Here is a 17,293-nt window from a genome sequence, read left to right on the forward strand (position 1 = left end):
GCTACCAGACGAAACCTCACTACCTCTCTGCTCACATCTTAGGGGAGGATAACCCCAGGTGCAACCTAAGTAATCGTGTCAAGGAGGTCGTCCAACTTAGTCAGGCAATTACATCGTTTCTACTAGAGTTGCTTATCCAGAACGTCGTGACCGAGGGAGCTTCGTTCTCAGCCCCGGGTGGATGGGCTCGTGGTCGATCGACAATTGGTGATAATCAAGCTTACACCAACCGAGCAAGTCTCTCAGCAAGTAGCGACGTCCACTATGACAACCGCAATGCAACTTCGCTTAGCCCTATTGGAACTTGGTAAGGTCGTGCCTGATCTAAGGCAGGATTGCGACTCCATTGTGCTTCTGGTCAACAGAGAGTCGTACGCGGCTGGTGAACGCATCTGGCGAGAGTTGCAGGAATCGGAGGAACGTCACTGGGATGAACGCGCCAGAGACGCCGCCGACAAAGTAAGCCGACTATTTGAGGCAACTCAAGTAGCGCACAGGGAGGATGGTAACTCCAGTGCCAACGGCAAATACATCAAAGCAACGCTGTTTCTGCTGCTTGGAAGTTGCATAGTCGCGTTGGTCTGCTTCTCCGCAGTCATCGTTGCGAATGGACAACCGGACTGGATTGCAGCGCTCTTTGGAGTACTAGCACTCATCGCTGTGGTGGGCCTCTTTCAGGTCCGCCAAATGGACGATGAGGACGCCAACGCGCTGCTCCTGAGACTGATTGCCTCAGCCGTGATTGTAATCACTCTAGCAATGATCAGGTGGCTGCTAGGAGGTGACGGGTAGCTTCGACAGCCGGGGGCAGCCTATTGCGCAGAAAACAGGGCGACCTCGAAGCAAGCCACTGCTACAATTCAACTTTCGGCGAAGCACTGCCTGCGCGTTAGGCCGTAGATGTGCGGCCTACGGGTGATAGGCAGAAATTGCCTTTGAACAAGTTGCCCCGTCGCCCTTGCGCCGTGAGATGCGGTTCGAATCGGATTCTCAATTATGAAATTGCGCTGCGACTGCGGTAACGTGATCTCCGACTCGACCGACAATTTGCCCTACAAATGCAATCTACTTCCGGACGATGGCTACTGGGACAACATTCACCAACCGATCGTTCAGGGGGTGCTCGACTTTGCGACCGCGATTCAAAAGGGAACTAAAGAGGAATGGTTGACCAAGTACTTTGGTGAGGGCTATCCACGCGACTTGGATGACGCATCGGTCATCTCTGATCTTGTAGGAACACAACTCTCGCGCGGGCCAACGGCCTACCAGTGCGCAGAATGCGGCATGATCCTGATTCCGTCAACGACGAAAAACGGTTACGCGGGTTTCGCTCCTGTCGACGATGATTGGCACGACGTTCTGGCGTGGCGCAAACAAACGAGGTAACCATTGGATGCAACGAAGGATCGGTGGTCAGTTTCCACGAACGGATGTTCAACTCCCAGTTCCGCAATCACGCTTTCAACTAAATGTTCATAGACCCAAGCAAATTCTCATTTGTTGCCGACCTGGAATCAGACTGGCAGACAATTCGCGATGAACTCGTTAGTCTCCCAAGCGATGCGTTTGATCCATGGGTTCAGCGGCAGATGCACGGCGATGGTTGGAGTGTGTATGGGTTATTCGCCATGGGAAAAAAGATCAAACGCGCTTGCCAAGCCTGTCCAAAAACGGCAGAGATCCTTTCGCGTATACCCGGTGTTTCCCTCGCTGGATTTTCGCGACTGGCTGCAAAAACTCACATCAAGCCGCACGTCGGATGGGCCAAGAGTGTTTATCGCTTACATCTAGGTCTAATTGTTCCTGATGAATGTGGCCTTCGTGTGGGATCGGAAACGAAGAACTGGGTTGAAGGCAAGTGCCTCGTATTTGATGATACGGTCGAACATGAGGCGTGGAACCGATCGGACCATCCACGAAGCACGCTGATGTTAGACTTCTTGCGTCCAGGAATCACAGACTTCTCGGGCGATAATGTTCCCGATGAGGTCAGAGCGTATGTTTCAAGGTTGGAGCTTCAATGACGCTGACAAACTCATGGCATCTCACACGAATCACTTGTGCGGGAACTGCTCGACAGGCTCAATCGTTCACCCGCGTAGGCGGCCCACCCCCGCCCCCGAACTTCCAACTTCGGCTCTGCGGCATCAGAACGTCATGTGAATCGCATCATGGCACCCAGTCCAATCATCGCCCACCATGCTACTGAAGCAATGGCGTAACTGATGCCTACGTAAAGGCCGAATCGCCATGCATTAACTCGCGCTTTCGCGGCTTGCCAACAGCCGAAAGCAAGTATCAGAAAAAGGCCGCCAGTAGAGAGGATCCGAAAGAACGTAAACGCCAACGGTTGCATCCCCCCGTATTCATTGACAACAACCGCTGAACCTGGCGCGTGGAACAAGTACGCAACCCCATGGACAAGTAGCAATACCACCGGCAATTCGAACAACAGGATCAGAATTGCGAGTCGATTGTTTTTCCCTGGCGTGGGCGACGATGCTTCCGCATTGTCGATTGAAGCTTCGTACGGATTTGGTTCGCGGTAAGCCACGGTAGGCACCTGCTTATTCGCCGAAACTACAGGTAAACCAGTCCTCGATTGTACGCAGCCAACTCTCCCCCTTACCGCACCTCCAACATCCGCTCCAGCGCCACCAGACTCCACTTGGCCGTCTCATCGTCGACCTCAATCAAGTTGGTCGGCGTGCCGTCGCGGTAGTTTTCCAGGCTCCACGCCAGGTGCGCGAGGTCGATGCGGTACATCGTGGCGCACATGCAGACCACTGGCGAGAGGAAGTGAATTTCCTGTTCGGGATGTTCCTGCTTCAGGCGGTTCACCAGGTGCAGTTCGGTGCCGATGGCCCACTTCGAGCCGGCCGGGGCCGCTTCGACTGTTTTGATGATCTTGCCGGTCGAGCCGTACTCGTCGGCCAGTTCGAACACCTCTTGCGGGCACTCGGGGTGCACCAGGATTCGGATGCCAGGATGCTTCTCGCGGAACATGGCCACGTGTTCGGGGCGGAACATCTGGTGGACGCTGCAGTGGCCTTTCCAGAGGATCACCTTCGAGGCTTCGAGCGCCGCTTCACTGTTGCCGCCCAGCTCCGTGGCGTAGGGATCCCACACGGGCATCTGGTCGTTAGTGATGTTCATACCCAAAGCCGTATTGCGGCCCAGGTGCTGGTCGGGGAAAAACATGACCCGCGACGTTTTGGCGAACGCCCACTCCATGGCCGCTTTGGCGTTGCTGCTGGTGCAGACGATGCCGCGGTGGCGACCGACAAACGCTTTGAGGCTGGCGGCCGAGTTGATGTAAGTGACTGGCGTGATGTCCTCGGTATCGAGCACTTCGCCCAGCTCGTCCCAGGCGTCTTCGATCTGGTCGATCGCGGCCATGTCGGCCATCGAGCAACCGGCCGCCATGTCGGGCAGGATCACTTCGACGCGCTGGCCACCACGCTCGGTGAGCTTCTCGGGGCGGTTGGCCAGGATGTCGGCCGTCTCGGCCATGAAGTGCACACCGCAGAAGGCGATCACGCGGCAATCCTGGCTATCGGCGGCCATCTGCGATAGCAAATAACTATCGCCCCGCAGATCGGCCATCTCGATCACTTCATCCTGCTGGTAGTGGTGCCCCAGAATCAGCAGTCGATCGCCCAGCTCTTGCTTCACCGCGACGATCCGCTGGCGCAGCTCGTCGTTGGAGAGCGATTTGTACGGTTTCAGTTCGTGCGCGAGGGCGGTGGTCGGCATGGCCACACTATGGGAGCTTCAAAGGGATGGAACAGGGAGAAGTTTGGGGAAGCTCCCCATTATACGCGCTGGCGTCGCTAGCACCCAGGTGGCCGGTGGCGGGGATTGCGCAAAGTTTACCGCCACATTTGGCCGATAGGGAATTGGAGTAGGGATCGCTGCGCACTGCTGGGCAAGCCAGCAGTGGCACCCGTCGGATCGGCCAACAGCGCCGCCGAGCGGTTTCTCGCTTTTCGTTGTTGCCACTCGCCACCTGCCACTCGACACGATTCTGCTAGCATGAGTGAACTGACGCCCGAACTGGTCGAAAAGATGCTGCCCGTCTGCGAGGAGAACGCGGGCGAGTTAGCTGGCGCGCTGCAGCGGGGCATCGAAGCGGAAGTAACCGTGACCATTGGCGAGCAGGCGACGTTCGACAAGGACGCACCGCCCGAAGGATTCGCCGGGCCGGGCCTGATGCTGATGATGCAGTTCGGCGACGAGGCCATGGCCGCTGTGCTGCCGGAGACCACCGGGCTGACCCGCGACTGGATGCCAGAGCCGGACATCACCGGCGAGGGCAGAATCAACACGCTGGCGCAAGAGCTGTCGATGCTGGTCGTGCCCGACACGATGATGGCCGGCAAGTTCGGCGCGTCGTGGGTGGAAGACATCTCGAAGTCGCTGGCCGATGGCGAAGTGGCCGACGAAGCCACGCTGCTGCCGCTGCTGCTGACTGAAGAAGGCTCCGAGCCGGTGCAACTGAGCTTGATCTGGCCCTGCGCAAAGCCCGAGCAGCTGCTGCCCGAACCGAAGCCGGAAGAATCCGAGCCAGAAGCTGAGGAAAACACAGCGGAAGCAGGCGAAGCGGCCGAGAGTGCGGCGGACGACGTAGCAGAGAACAGCGAAGATCCATCGCCGCGACGAATACCTGGCTCGATGGAGGAGCTGCCACCCTACGCGCGGCACCTGTTGAAAATCTCGGTGCCGGTAACCGTGCAGCTGGTCACCAAGAAGATGTCGGTGCAGGAACTCTTGGAACTGGGGCCGGGTGCGATGGTCACCTTTGACAAAGCGTGCGACGACACGCTGGAACTCACCGTCGGCGACAACGTCATCGCGCGGGGCACCACCGTGAAGGTGGGTGAACACTTCGGCCTGGAAATCGAAGAGATGACCATGCCCGAAGAGCACTTCTGGCCGGTGCGGCGCACAGGCTGAGCGTTCCTGGTGTCATCACGAAGGAATGCTCCCCGTCCTGTCATTTCGACGGGAGTTCCACGACCGAGAAATCTAGTTGGAAGCACGCACAAGCTTTGCACTTGGGGGCTTTGAAGTCCCAGCTCCACAAATGGCGACGTTCCCTGGCCCAGCCACCGAGATTCCTCAGTCGGCGAGCCTCCTTTCGGAATGACACGATGCTGCGATGGAGTTTTTACCAACTCGGCAGCAGGTCCGCGGCGGAGAGGACAAAGCGGTCGCGTTTCTTGTCGATCGCGCGGTTCAGTTTGGCGGTGAGTTTGGGTCCGTCGAGCTGGTCCTTCATCAAGTACTTCAGGCCGTCGCCCAGTTCCTTGGCCAGCTTGCCTTCGAGTTCACCGAACCGCTCGAGTGTGAAGTCCTGAACATCGAGCCGCGCGGCGGTCACCTTGGGGTCGATGGCCATGCCCTTTTCGGTCATCGCCATGCGGACCTCGCAGTCGACCACCAGGTGGAGCTGCGAGCGGCCTTCGGCGGTGAGTGTCAGCAGGTGAACGCCACGGTTGTAATGCCGCATCTGCGCCCAGCCATCGAGTTCGGCGTCCATCACCATCCGCAGTCCCACGCCGCCTCCTTCGAGGCTATGCAGGTTTTCCACTGCGACGTGCAGCTTCTCTTCCGGCTCGATGAACTTCACCCGGTACTGCTTCCAGGTGCCGTGGGCGACGTGCCTCTTGCGGCGATGCAGTTTGAATTTGTAGAGCGGCTCGTCGGTGGTTACGCCCACCGTGATCCGCTTGGTCTGTCCCCACTCTTTCTTGCGGGCGTACTCGTGGGGAATCGCCTCGCGAACAATACCGGCTAGCGTGTCGGCCAGCATCTTCTGGGTGGAGGTGACTTCCGCTTGCTTCGATGCGGGGTCGGTGGTTGGCTCGTCGGCGCGACACACATTGGTCCATCCTGCCGCGAGGCAGAGCGCCCAGATCAGCGGGAAGCGCGTGGAGAACATGTAGTCGCCCTGAAAAATCGCGGACCGCGTGGCGGTCCGGCTAGTGGTTCTTTCGAGAGTTAAGTACGTGTCTGGAGTGTAGAGGGTTTGCGGGGCTAGCACCAAGAGCATTCCCTGATCCCCTGAATCCTAGCGCCCGATGCCTAAAAGAAAAGAACCTGCCTCGAGCCGGTGAGGAGCTCGAGACAGGTTCTGGAAAGGGGGAAGACCTTTACTTCACAGGTGAGGGGGTCTTAGCGAACGAAGCTCGTGCGGACCACGTCACGTTGACGACCGATGGCGGCGTTGGGGTCAGCCATGGGGCGCGGGGGCACTGGGCGGAAGCGAGCGTCCTTAGCTTCGACAGGGGCCGGAGCTTCGTCCATCTCGACCGGGGCGGGGGCAACCGAGCCACCGCAGCAGTCGTCGGCACATCCACCACAGCAGCCATCGTTGCAACCACAGCTGGGCTCGCAGCCACAGCTAGGCTCGCAGCAGTCGCAGCAACCCTTGCACTTCATGCGGCCGAAGAGCTTGTCGAGGATGCAGCACTTCTTCTTGCAGCAGCAAGAGCTGGCACATCCGCAGCAGTCGTCAGCACAGCAACCGTCGTTGCAGCCACAGCTGGGCTCGCAGCAACCATCGTTGCATCCGCAGGAAGGCTCGCAGCAGCCGTCGTTGCATCCGCAAGTGGGCTCGCAGCATCCGCAGCTACGCTTCTTGAACATGTCCAAGAGGCAGCACTTCTTCTTGCAGCAGCACGAGCTGGCGCAACCGCAGCAGTCGTCGCCACAGCAGGCGTCGTCAGCACAGCAGCTAGGCTCTGCACAGCAGCTGGGCTCGCAGCAACCGCAACCACGCTTCTTGAACAGGCCGTCCAAGAGGCAGCAGCGCTTCTTGCAGCACGAGCTGGCGCAACCGCAGCAGTCGTCGGCACAGCAGCTAGGCTCACAGCACGAATCCGAAGCACAGCAGCTGGGCTCAGCACAGCAGCTGGGTTCGCAGCAGTCGCAGCAACCACGGTTGCACAGACCACCAAACAACTTCTCCAGCAAGCAAGGCTTCTTGCAGCACGAGGTCGCACAACCGCAGCAGTCGTCGGCACAGCAGCTAGGCTCTGCACAACAGCTCGGTTCGCAACCGCAGGATGGCTCACAGCCACCACCACACAAGCCCGCGGCAAAGCTGGGGCTCGCAAGGAGGGCGCCCATCAAGAGCGCTCCGAACAGGTTCCATTTCATCGAATTATTCTCCTATTCATGCGAGACCTCCCTTGGCCTGGCTTGGGTTGAATCCTCGGCCGAGGACGGAAACCGAGCGCGACCAAGGTCCGCTTGTTTTTCCGACGGCCGTTCCCCCGGTGTTCGGTAAGGGTGGGTCGCGGAGAGCCTTGGTGGCCGGTCCGCTCGTACCGGGGAGTCAACTTGAGGCGAGCTTTGGCGTGGGGGGATCTTCACAGGGTCGCGTCAAAACCAGTCGAGCCAATCCTTGACTCGAAACAGTCCGGGCCGGCATTTGACGCTCGAACGCGGGGTGTCGTGGGACCGTTGCCAGGGGCTCGTTTCCGACGACATCCACAAATATCGGGCATGCTTGCGGTGACCCTTGAACGAACGCAAATGTTTTTGTGCGAATGGTTTAGGTCAACTGTCGCGCAAAGTTTGCCGCCCCCGGAAGGTGTAGCGATTATCCGGCCTGGGTGGCCATTTACTAGCGAGAATAATGGCCCTTGGCCTACGATTCTGCTATGTTGTAGATCTCGTGAGTGTTGGCAACTACCAACCTCCCACGTTCGCCGGGCGGTGGCCACTGGATCCTCCCGACATGCGTGCCTTCCTTACACCGCTCTGGTGCCCCGGCAGGAGACCTACATGCGCTGGCTTCGACGACGTACCACACTCGCACTTTTAACTTTGGCAACAGCCGCCTCGTCGGTGGTCACCGCCACCGATCCGCAGGACTGGCCCAACTGGCGCGGTCCCAATCAGGACAACACCTCGCCGGCTACCCATATGCCGGCCGAATGGGACCCCAAGGGCGGCGAAGGCAGCAACGTGCTGTGGACCAACGAGGAGCTTGGCGGCCGCTCCACGCCCATCGTCTTCAACGGCAAGCTCTACACCATCGTTCGCAACAAGCCGGGCACCAAGCTCGAAGGCGAGAAGGTGGTGTGCGTCGACGCGACGACTGGCGATGAGATCTGGACGCACGAGTTCAATGTCTATCTTTCCGACGTGCCCGACACGCGTGTCGGCTGGTCGAGCGTGGTGGGCGATCCCGAAACGGGACGCGTCTACGCGCTGGGTGTATGCGGCTACTTCTGCTGCCTGGACGGCGAGACCGGCGACGTGGTGTGGGACCGCAGCTTGCACGAAGAGTACGGGCTGCTCTCCACTTACGGCGGCCGCACCAACTTCCCCGTGATCTACAAAGACACCGTGATCATCAGCGCGGTGGTGATTGGCTGGGGCGACACGCCGCAGTGGGGGCTGATGGCCAAGCCCGCTCATCGCTTCCTCGCGTTCGACAAGGCGACTGGCCAGTTGCGGTGGCTCAAGGGCACCAGCCTCATTCCTTACGACACCACCTACAGCACGCCCACGCTGGCGAACATCAACGGTGTCGACGCGTTGGTGTTCGGCTCAGGCGATGGCAAGGTTTGGGCCATTCAAGCCGGCACCGGATTGCCGATCTGGAGCTACGAACTCTCGGGCCGCGGCCTGAACGTCTCGCCCACCGTCACCGGCAGCGGCCAGGTGATCACCGGCCACAGCGAAGAGAACACCGTGGGCAACACGATGGGCGCGTTGGTCAGCCTCGACGACTCGTTGCCGGGCGACTCGGCTGGCAAAGAGATCTGGAAGGAGTACGAGGTGATGGCCGGCAAGAGTTCGCCGCTAGTGGTCGGCGATCGCGTATTCGTGCTGGACGACCGGGCCAAGATCTTCATGTTCGACCTGAACACTGGCGAGCAACTCGCCAAGAAGGCCCTTGGCACGGTGCAACGAAGCACCCCGCTCTACGCCGACGGCATGTTGTACGTCTGTACGAACAACGGTCGCTGGTGGACACTTAAGCCGACCGAAGATGGCTTCGACGTGCTGCACCGCATGCGAATCAACCGCCAATCGAGCGATGGTTCGCCGATTATTGCCCAAGGTCGACTGTACGTGCCGATGTCCGAGGCGCTGTACTGCATCGGCACCGAAGAGAGCATCGCCGCGGCGAAGAATGCCAAGCACGCCGAAGTTGTCGCCGAGAGCGAAGCTCCCGGCGAACCGGCCCACCTGCAGGTCGTGCCATGGGACGAGTTGGTCGCGCCCGGCGGAGAGCTCGACTACAAGGTCCGCGTGTTCGACGCCAAGGGCAACTACATTCGCGACGCCAATCCCGACGAGGTCGAGTTCAGCGTCGCCGGTCCCGGTAGTGTCACGTCCGACGGAAGTTACTCGGCGCCTGAGGCTGCAGCTCACCAGTGCGCTTTGATTACTTGCACGATGGGCGATTTGAAGGGCGATGCGCGAGTTCGCGTGGTGCCCCAGCTGCCTTGGAAGTTCGACTTCGAGAACGTGGACGACGTTCCGCTGACCTGGGTTGGCGGGCGTATTCGTTACGTGATCCGCGAAGGCAAAGACGGCAACCACTACATCGCCAAGCCGACCGAGTTGCCCACGCGCCCTGGCGCGCCGACCACCAAGCTCGGTACGCGGAGCCAGATGTGGATGGGTTCGCCCGAAATGTCCGACTACACCATCCAGGCCGACGTGCAGATGACCGTAGGCCAGCCGGGCGTCGAAGGAGCTACCGAAACCGACGTGCCGGAGTTCCCCACCGACAAGGTGGAGGGCGCCAACGCCACGCTGCCCTCGATCGGCCTGATCAACAGCGGGTACAATTTCACGCTGTTCGGCCCCAATCAGGAAGTGCGGCTCTACAGCTGGTGCACGCACGACAAGCGTAGCCAGGCCGCGAAGGAAATGAAGCTCGAGCCGGGCAAGTGGTATACGCTCAAGCTGAAGGTCGTCCCCGAAGGCGATCACGCCCACGTGATGGGCAAGGTTTGGGAGCGCGGTACCGACGAGCCCGACGAGTGGACGCTCGAAGTCACCGACGAAGCGCCCAACCTCAACGGCGCACCCGGCCTGTTCGGCGACTCAAAGGTGGCCGAGGCCTACGTCGACAACATCGAAGTTACCGAGAACTAGAACGGTCACCACGAAACCAACGTAGAACGTAGGGTCAAACGGCTTTCAGGCCGCGCAGACCCACCGCAATCGAATACACTCGAAACAAGCGCACAAAATGATGGGTCCGTACGAGCCGAGACTCGTTGGACCCATCCTACAAGTAGACTCGAAAGGGTATTAGATGAGTAACCGTTTTCTCCGACTCTCATGTGCATTGACGCTTCTATTCGCCGTTGGCGCGGCAACCGCTCAGGAAATCACCAAGGAATGGACCCAATGGGGTGGCGACCCGGCGCGGAACAACGTTCCGGTCGGCAAGAACATCCCCACCGAGTGGGAAGTCGGCGAGTTCGATCCCGAGACCGGCGAGTGGGATAGCTCCACGGCCAAGAACATCAAATGGGTCGCCCGACTTGGTTCGCAAACCTACGGCAACGCGGTGGTGTCTGGCGATCAGGTGTACGTCGGTACCAACAACGGGGCTGGCTGGCTCGAACGCTATCCCGAGGACGTCGACCTCGGCGTGCTCCTGGCGTTCGACCGCGAAACGGGCAAGCTCCGCTGGCAGCACTCCAGCGAAAAACTCAAGACCGGTCGCGTGCACGACTGGCCCGAGCAAGGCATCTGCTGCGCGCCGTATGTCGAGGGCAATCGGCTGTGGTTCGTTACCAGTCGCGGCGAAGTTCGCTGCCTCGACACCGAAGGCTTCTACGACGGCGAGAACGACGGTCCCTACACCGACGAGCCGGTGGAAGCCGAGAACGAAGCCGATGTGGTGTGGGTGCTGAACTTCATGGCCGCACCGTACTACGTGAGCCAGCACAACATGTGCAGCTGCTCGATCACCGGCGTGGGCGACGTGCTGTTCGTCAACACGTCGAACGGCCTCGACGAGTCGCACATCAACCTCCCCTCGCCTGAAGCACCCAGCTTCATGGCCGTGGACAAGAACACCGGCGAGGTGCTGTGGACCGATAACTCACCGGCCACCAACATCCTGCACGGCCAGTGGTCGAGCCCCACCTACGGTGTGATCAACGGCCAGGAGCAAGCCATCTTCGGCGGCGGCGACGGTTGGGTCTACAGCTTCGATCCCAAGGGCGATGGCAACGGCAACCCCAAGTTGCTGTGGAAGTTCGACGCCAACCCCAAGGAGTCGGAGTGGATCCTCGGCGGCCGCGGCACGCGAAACAATATTATCGCCACGCCGGTTATCTACGAAGGTATGGTCTACGTCGCTGTGGGGCAGGACCCCGAGCACCAGGAAGGCATTGGCCACCTGTGGTGCATCGATCCCAACAAACGCGGCAACGTAAGCCCCGAGCTGGCGTTCAACTCGGCCGATCCTGAGAAGGAGATTTCCCACAAGCGAATCAAGGCCGTGGTGAAGGACGAAGGCGACTTCGTGCGGCCCAATCCGAACTCGGCCGCCGTGTGGCACTACAGCGAGCAGGACTCCAACGGCGACGGCGAGATCGACTACGAAGAGACCATGCACCGCAGTTGCGGCACCGTGGCCATCAAGGACGACATCCTGTACATCGCCGACTTCAGCGGTTTGTTCCACTGCCTAAACGCCAAGACCGGCGAGCGCTACTGGGTGTACGACATGCTGGCCCAAGCGTGGGGCTCGCCGCTGATCGTGGAAGACAAGGTGTACATCGGCGACGAGGACGGCCAGGTCGCCATCTTCCGCCACTCGTCCGATCCCAACGTGGCGATGAAGGACGACGGCGGCGAGATGATCCCCTACTTCGGCGAAATCGAGATGAACAACAGCGTCTACTCCACGCCGATCGTTGCGAACAACATCCTCTACATCTCCAACCGCACCCACCTGTTCGCGATTGAAGAGGGCGCCAAGCCGGAGGAGTAGAAGAAGACCACTGAGCTTCCAACGCGGCCACAACTAAGGACGTTTGAACAGGAGGCCACAGAGGAAACAGAGTACACAAAGCCGTGTGCTAGTGGTCGCGCACATGCGATTAGCCACGGAAGAACACTGATGGACACGGATTTTTGAAAGAGTAGTATCGAGCAAGAGCAGTCCCGAAGGGACGAACTTCGGTAGCCCAGGGCAAGCGTAGGTGAGGGACGAACCGAAGTGCCGCCCTGGGTTAGCTAAGCCCTCTCCGCGTTCTCTGTGCCCTCCGTGGTTATCAAAGAACCCACCAAAAACCTCATGAAACGTATCCTCGACATTGGCAACTGCGGTCCCGATCATGCCGGGATCGCTCGGTTCTTCAAGCAGCACTTCGATTGCGAGGTGGCGCAAGCGGACCGCGCGGCCGATGCGCTCGAGCAGCTCAAAGCTCAGCCGTTTGATCTGGTGGTGGTGAATCGCAAGCTCGACATCGACTATTCCGACGGGCTGGAGGTGATACGCGAGATCAAGTCCACGCCCGACCTGGCCGAGGTGCCGGTGATGATGATCACCAACTACGCCGAACACCAGGACGCGGCCGTTGCGGCCGGCGCGGTGCGGGGCTTTGGCAAACTGGAGTACCACAAGCCCGAAACGCTCCAGCGCGTGCAATCGGTGCTCGACGACTAACGCCCGCGTCGCCTTCGGAGAATCGCATGCTGCGAATCCTATTCACCTGCCTGCTCCTCTGCCCGATCGCTCGTGCGGACGAACCGAAGGGTCCCAACGACGACGTGCTCGAGATCGCCTACGAGTACGAAGATGGCGGCCACTACAAGTGGAAGGGCTCCGGAGTGCCCGAGGAGTTGCGGTTCGGCGGCGAGCAGATCTTGCCCAAAGGCGACGGCACCTACTGCTGCGGCTACACGTTGGCCGTGGTGTTCAAAGCGGCCGAGCAGCGGGGGTTGCTCGAAAAGAAAACCGTCGACGACGTACGCAAGCTCCACAAAATGTGGTACGGCGATACCGACGACAGCAAAGAAACGCTGGTGCAACACGCCCTGAAAGAGCTGAAACTTGGCAAGTCAGTCGAACACGAAGACGCCCAGCCCGGCGACTTCGTGCAGTTCTGGCGCACGAACAAGTCGGGTCACAGCGTGATCTTTCTGGAATGGATTGTTGACGAGGGGGCGCGGATTGGCGTCAAATATCGCAGTTCGCAGAAATCCACCGACGGCATCGGCGACCGTATCGAGTACTTTAGCGACGTCGACAACCAGGATGGCAAGCTCGACCGCAAACGCTTCTACATCGTCCGTTTGAACAAGCCCGAATAGCCGACGAGCTATACAACCTCTAACCCGGTGAACTTATCATGCTCCGCGTACTGCTCGCTTGCGTCTTCTCGGCACTGCTTACTACCGTTACATCGGCCGACTGGCCCGAATGGCGCGGGCCCGATGCGAACATGGTCGCCCCGCCGGGCGAGTACCCTGTGGAGTTTGGCCCCGGACAGAACTGCCTGTGGCAGATCGACCTGGGCGGAGTCGGCGCTTCGACGCCCATCGTGTCGGACGATGCGATCTTTGTGTCGCTCACGCAAGACGGACAAGACACGGCCGCCAGTTTCGATCTGGAAGGCAACGAACGTTGGCGCGTCGAGCTGGGCGAAGCCCGCGCGGGTAAGAACCGCGCGGCCACTGGCAGCAATTCCTCGCCGGTGACCGATGGGGAGAACGTGGTGTTCTACTTCAAGAGCGGCCTGGTGGTTTGCCTGACCACCGACGGCAAAGAGCTGTGGCGCGAGAACCTGCAAGAGAAGTACGGGCCCGACACCCTGTGGTGGGACCTCGGCACCTCGCCGGTGCTCACGTCGGCCGGCGTGTGCATTGCGGTGATGCAGGAAGGCGACTCGTACCTGGTGACGCTCGACCTGGAGAACGGCGACGAAGTCTGGAAGACCAAACGACAATACCGTCGGCCCCGCGAGTCGGACCAGTCCTACACCACGCCGACCGTGATCGACAACAACGGCCAGGAGACGATCGTCACGTTCGGCGCCGACCACCTGACGGGTCACGACGCCAAGACGGGCAAGCTGCTGTGGGACCGCGAAGGTTTCAATCCGGAAGAAAAGGGAATGTGGCGCGTGATCGCCTCGGCCACCATTGCCGACGGGCTGGCCGTGGTGCCGTTTGGCCGCGCCGAGTTCGTCACGGCAGTGCCACTTTCCGACGATGGCGAGCCGAAGTGGCAGCAGCGCGGCGTCGGGTCCGATGTTCCTTCGCCGGTTGTCGCGGATGGCAAGGTCTTCCTACTCGGCGACCGTGGCGAGGTGGCGTGCCTGGACTTTGAGTCGGGCGACGTGCTCTGGGAAGACCGCCTGCCGCGCGGGCGCGACAAGTACTACAGCTCGCCGTTGTTGGCCGGCGGAAATCTCTACTGCCTGCGCCAGGACGGCATGCTGTTCGTCGTCTCGGCCGGCGACGAGTTTCAACTGGTCGCCGAAAACGACCTGGGCGACGAATCGGTCGCCACGCCCATTCCCGTCGACGGCACCCTGCTGGTCCGCACCCGAAATCGCCTTTTCCGCTTTGGTGCAAAGTAACGCCACCCTGGTGAAGCTTTCCACAATCCGTGTTGATCCGTGTCTATCCGTGGCGACACACAACTCCTAATCCCATCGAGCACCTCATGAGAATCTTGTCACTGTGTTTGTCTATCGCGCTGGCTACCTTCGCCGTCACGGCTCACGCGCAATCCAACGTCGAACCGATTGAGACGATTGGCGAAATCGAGATCCTCGATCCGGCGGCCGAGGCGCTGGTGGACTCGGAGGCCAAGATCGAGCGGCTCGCCACCGGTTTTGTGTGGAGCGAAGGTCCTGTCTGGATTGCCAAGGGCAACTTCCTGGTGTTCTCCGACGTCCCCAAAAACACCGTGTACAAGTGGCAAGACGGCCCGGGGCTGAGCGTGTACCTCAAACCGTCGGGCTACACGCAAAGTGCATCGCGGGAAGGCGAGTCGGGTTCCAATGGCCTGGCGCTCGACAACCAGAAGCGGCTCATCCTGTGCCAGCACGGCGACCATCGCGTCGCCCGTATGGACGCTCCCACCACCGCGCCGGCGGCGAAGTTTATCACGATTGCGGCTGTTCACCAGGGCAAGGAGTTCAACAGCCCGAACGATCTGGCGATTCACTCGTCGGGCGCGATCTACTTTACCGATCCGCCTTACGGTCGCATCGGAGCATTCAAGAACACCGAGCGGCCGCTCGACTACCAGGGCGTGTACCGCGTGGTGCCCGGCGAGGAACCGCAGCTACTGACCAAGAAACTCCGCGCCCCCAACGGCATTGCCCTCTCGCCCGACGAGAAGACGTTGTACGTCGCCCAGTCGGACAGTAGCAATCTGATTTACATGGCGTACAAGATCCAAAGGGACGGATCGATCGACGAAGGCCGCGTGCTACTGGACGTGACCGATCTGGGCAAAGAGCGGCCTGGCAGTTGCGACGGCCTGAAGGTCGACACCAACGGCAACCTGTTCGCTACCGGCCCCGGCGGTGTGCTGGTGATCTCGCCCGATGGAAAACACCTGGCTACCATCCGCACCGGCGACAAGATCGCCAACTGCGGCTTCGCCCACGACGGCCACACGCTCTACATGACCTCGAACCACGACCTCTGCCGCGTGCGCGTGAAGGCGAAGGGGATGGGGTTCTAACGAACCTTATCACTATCTCGTTCCCCACGCTCTGCGTGGGAACAGACTGGGTGACCGCTCCGCGGTCATTGAGTAGGCCAAGGTTCTATGGTAGGAGCAATGGCCGCAGAGCGGCCGGGGCATTGTGTTCCCACGCGGAGCGTGGGAACGAGGGAAGCGTTTACGGAAGCTTGATTCCCTCCAGCTGGTACTTGTACTCTCGCTCGACGATCGACACCGGCGATTCGTATACCCAGCTCAGGCCGTCGATGCCTTCGGGCAGGTCGAACAGGTAGGCGATGCCCACTTCGGTGGCGGTTTGCTTGGTGGTTTCGAAGCCTGCGTGGTCGATCGGTTCGCCGTCGTCGCCCACCAGATAGGTGATGTTGTTGAACACCCAACCGCGGTGCGAAGCGAGCGCGCCGTTGTCGTTCTCCAACTCCAGATTCATGTGCACTTCCCAAATCTCGCCGTTCTTCACCACCCGTTCGAGCGTGACCTTCACTCCGCCCAGCGTTTTGACGATCGGCTCCTTGCTCTTCAGATCGTCGAAGCGAAACTCTTCCCGCTTGCCCGGCACCAGCGCGGTAATGGTGCCGCCGAGCAGCATGATCTCTTCCACCGAGCGCTCCGGCAGTTCGAACGGCACGTTGATGGTCGACGCGCAGGTGCCTTCCTGCACTTCGATGTTGAACACGCGTTGCTCCTGAGCGGGCGCGAGCTGCTCGCCGTCGGGTGTGATCGCGTCCAGGCGTGACATTTGTTGCGTCAGTGCGATCGGCCTCAGACGCGGTTCCCAGCCGATTTCCAAATCGAGCCGCAGCGACTGATTCGACGGGTTCCGCATGCCGCGCGTCGCGCTCACTTCGGTCACTTCGAAACGGAATGGTCCTTCGTAGCAGGCGCGGCCGAAGCGTTGCCCTTCACCTTCGCTGCGCGACATCAGCGACAGTGCGTCCTCGCCGGCGTAGGCGTATTGGCTCAAGCGGGCTTGGTCCATCACTTGGTCCATCACCGCCCAGAACGGTTCGTTCTCCACTTTCAGGATGATCTGCGGACTGGCCGCGGCGGCCTCCGCTTCGCGGTTGTCGATGATCTTGTTGCCGGTGAGCTCTTCCAGCTTCTTGATCACTTCTTCCAGCGGCCAGTTCACCGCTTCGAGTGTGACCTTCGACGCCTCGATCGCTTGCGAGGCCAGTCGCTGTTCGACCATCTTGCGAATCGATGCCAGCCGCTCTCGGACCGCGGGAGGCATGTTGTCGTTGGGCTTGGGCAACACGGCTAGGAACTTCTGGGGCCCCACGCCTTCGACGTCCACCAGGCGGAGCAAGTTCTGCTCGGCGATGTCGCGCTCCGAAATGGTGTCGGCGTCCAGTTCGGCCACCAGTTCTTCCACCTGCGCGGTCAGCTCTTCGTCGTCGGCCCGAACAGGCCCCGCGATCGCGACAAGCATTCCCAGCGACATCAGGCCAATGGCGTATTTTCGCAGCGACATTATTCTGTTCCTCCCTAGACGGTTGTGCACGCGGTCATGTTGCGTTTTTGCCACATGGCCGGCTCCCTCGCATTCTAAGCGGGTCGCCGCCAAAAGTCTTGCCTTTTTGCAAGGTA

At 60.3% G+C, this 17,293-nt stretch carries 15 protein-coding genes; 11 read left to right on the forward strand and 4 right to left on the reverse strand.

Annotated features, from left to right (window positions below):
- The first annotated feature begins 264 nt into the window (after positions 1-264).
- The 3 genes from ACQK2L_RS05805 to ACQK2L_RS05815 all read left to right on the forward strand — a co-directional run bounded on the left by ACQK2L_RS05805 (position 265) and on the right by ACQK2L_RS05815 (position 2,027).
- The gene (locus tag ACQK2L_RS05805) at positions 265-792 is read left to right on the forward strand and encodes a hypothetical protein (protein WP_425395987.1); all 528 of its coding nucleotides are present in this window, start codon (positions 265-267) and stop codon (positions 790-792) included.
- A gap of 204 nt (positions 793-996) precedes the next feature.
- Positions 997-1,389, forward strand: a complete 393-nt coding sequence (locus ACQK2L_RS05810; RefSeq protein WP_425395988.1) for a hypothetical protein — start codon at positions 997-999, stop codon at positions 1,387-1,389.
- An 83-nt stretch (positions 1,390-1,472) separates the two neighbouring features.
- Positions 1,473-2,027 (forward strand): aspartyl/asparaginyl beta-hydroxylase domain-containing protein, encoded by a 555-nt coding sequence (locus ACQK2L_RS05815; RefSeq protein ID WP_425395989.1) that lies wholly within the window; start codon positions 1,473-1,475, stop codon positions 2,025-2,027.
- Between the two features lie 131 nt (positions 2,028-2,158).
- On the opposite strand, the gene ACQK2L_RS05820 is transcribed toward ACQK2L_RS05815, so the two are convergent.
- Together ACQK2L_RS05820 and nadA are read right to left on the reverse strand one after the other, a co-directional pair.
- On the reverse strand, positions 2,159-2,557 hold the full coding sequence (locus ACQK2L_RS05820; RefSeq protein ID WP_425395990.1) for a hypothetical protein: 399 nt from the start codon (positions 2,555-2,557) through the stop codon (positions 2,159-2,161).
- A gap of 71 nt (positions 2,558-2,628) precedes the next feature.
- Positions 2,629-3,759: a quinolinate synthase NadA gene (nadA, locus tag ACQK2L_RS05825; protein ID WP_425395991.1), complete on the reverse strand. Its 1,131-nt coding sequence runs from the start codon at positions 3,757-3,759 to the stop codon at positions 2,629-2,631.
- A gap of 279 nt (positions 3,760-4,038) precedes the next feature.
- Between nadA and ACQK2L_RS05830 the strand changes: the two genes are divergently transcribed.
- A complete protein-coding gene (locus ACQK2L_RS05830; protein WP_425395992.1) occupies positions 4,039-4,959 on the forward strand; it encodes a FliM/FliN family flagellar motor switch protein in 921 nt (306 codons plus the stop codon).
- A 214-nt stretch (positions 4,960-5,173) separates the two neighbouring features.
- Here the strand turns inward: ACQK2L_RS05830 and ACQK2L_RS05835 are convergent, their stop codons facing one another.
- Entirely contained in the window at positions 5,174-5,947 is a 774-nt protein-coding gene (locus ACQK2L_RS05835) for a hypothetical protein (RefSeq protein WP_425395993.1), read from the reverse strand.
- Positions 5,948-6,213: 266 nt separating this feature from the next.
- Between ACQK2L_RS05835 and ACQK2L_RS05840 the strand changes: the two genes are divergently transcribed.
- From ACQK2L_RS05840 to ACQK2L_RS05870, 7 genes are all read left to right on the forward strand, one after another.
- Positions 6,214-7,218: a hypothetical protein gene (locus ACQK2L_RS05840; RefSeq protein ID WP_425395994.1), complete on the forward strand. Its 1,005-nt coding sequence runs from the start codon at positions 6,214-6,216 to the stop codon at positions 7,216-7,218.
- 621 nt (positions 7,219-7,839) lie between these two features.
- On the forward strand, positions 7,840-10,131 hold the full coding sequence (locus ACQK2L_RS05845; protein WP_425395995.1) for a PQQ-binding-like beta-propeller repeat protein: 2,292 nt from the start codon (positions 7,840-7,842) through the stop codon (positions 10,129-10,131).
- 163 nt (positions 10,132-10,294) lie between these two features.
- A complete protein-coding gene (locus ACQK2L_RS05850; protein WP_425395996.1) occupies positions 10,295-11,989 on the forward strand; it encodes a PQQ-binding-like beta-propeller repeat protein in 1,695 nt (564 codons plus the stop codon).
- Positions 11,990-12,295: 306 nt separating this feature from the next.
- The gene (locus tag ACQK2L_RS05855) at positions 12,296-12,667 is read left to right on the forward strand and encodes a response regulator (protein WP_425395997.1); all 372 of its coding nucleotides are present in this window, start codon (positions 12,296-12,298) and stop codon (positions 12,665-12,667) included.
- Positions 12,668-12,693: 26 nt separating this feature from the next.
- Positions 12,694-13,314 carry a hypothetical protein gene (locus ACQK2L_RS05860; protein ID WP_425395998.1) on the forward strand — a complete coding sequence of 207 codons (621 nt, stop codon included), beginning with the start codon at positions 12,694-12,696 and terminating at the stop codon, positions 13,312-13,314.
- Positions 13,315-13,352: 38 nt separating this feature from the next.
- Positions 13,353-14,585, forward strand: coding sequence for a PQQ-binding-like beta-propeller repeat protein (locus tag ACQK2L_RS05865; protein WP_425395999.1), 1,233 nt, complete (start codon positions 13,353-13,355; stop codon positions 14,583-14,585).
- Between the two features lie 86 nt (positions 14,586-14,671).
- Positions 14,672-15,703 carry an SMP-30/gluconolactonase/LRE family protein gene (locus ACQK2L_RS05870; protein ID WP_425396000.1) on the forward strand — a complete coding sequence of 344 codons (1,032 nt, stop codon included), beginning with the start codon at positions 14,672-14,674 and terminating at the stop codon, positions 15,701-15,703.
- Between the two features lie 160 nt (positions 15,704-15,863).
- On the opposite strand, the gene ACQK2L_RS05875 is transcribed toward ACQK2L_RS05870, so the two are convergent.
- Positions 15,864-17,177 (reverse strand): hypothetical protein, encoded by a 1,314-nt coding sequence (locus ACQK2L_RS05875; protein WP_425396001.1) that lies wholly within the window; start codon positions 17,175-17,177, stop codon positions 15,864-15,866.
- Between the last annotated feature and the right edge of the window lie 116 nt (positions 17,178-17,293).

It is taken from the genome of Aeoliella sp. (genome assembly GCF_965227375.1).
In the GTDB taxonomy this organism is placed as follows: Bacteria; Planctomycetota; Planctomycetia; order Pirellulales; family Lacipirellulaceae; genus Aeoliella.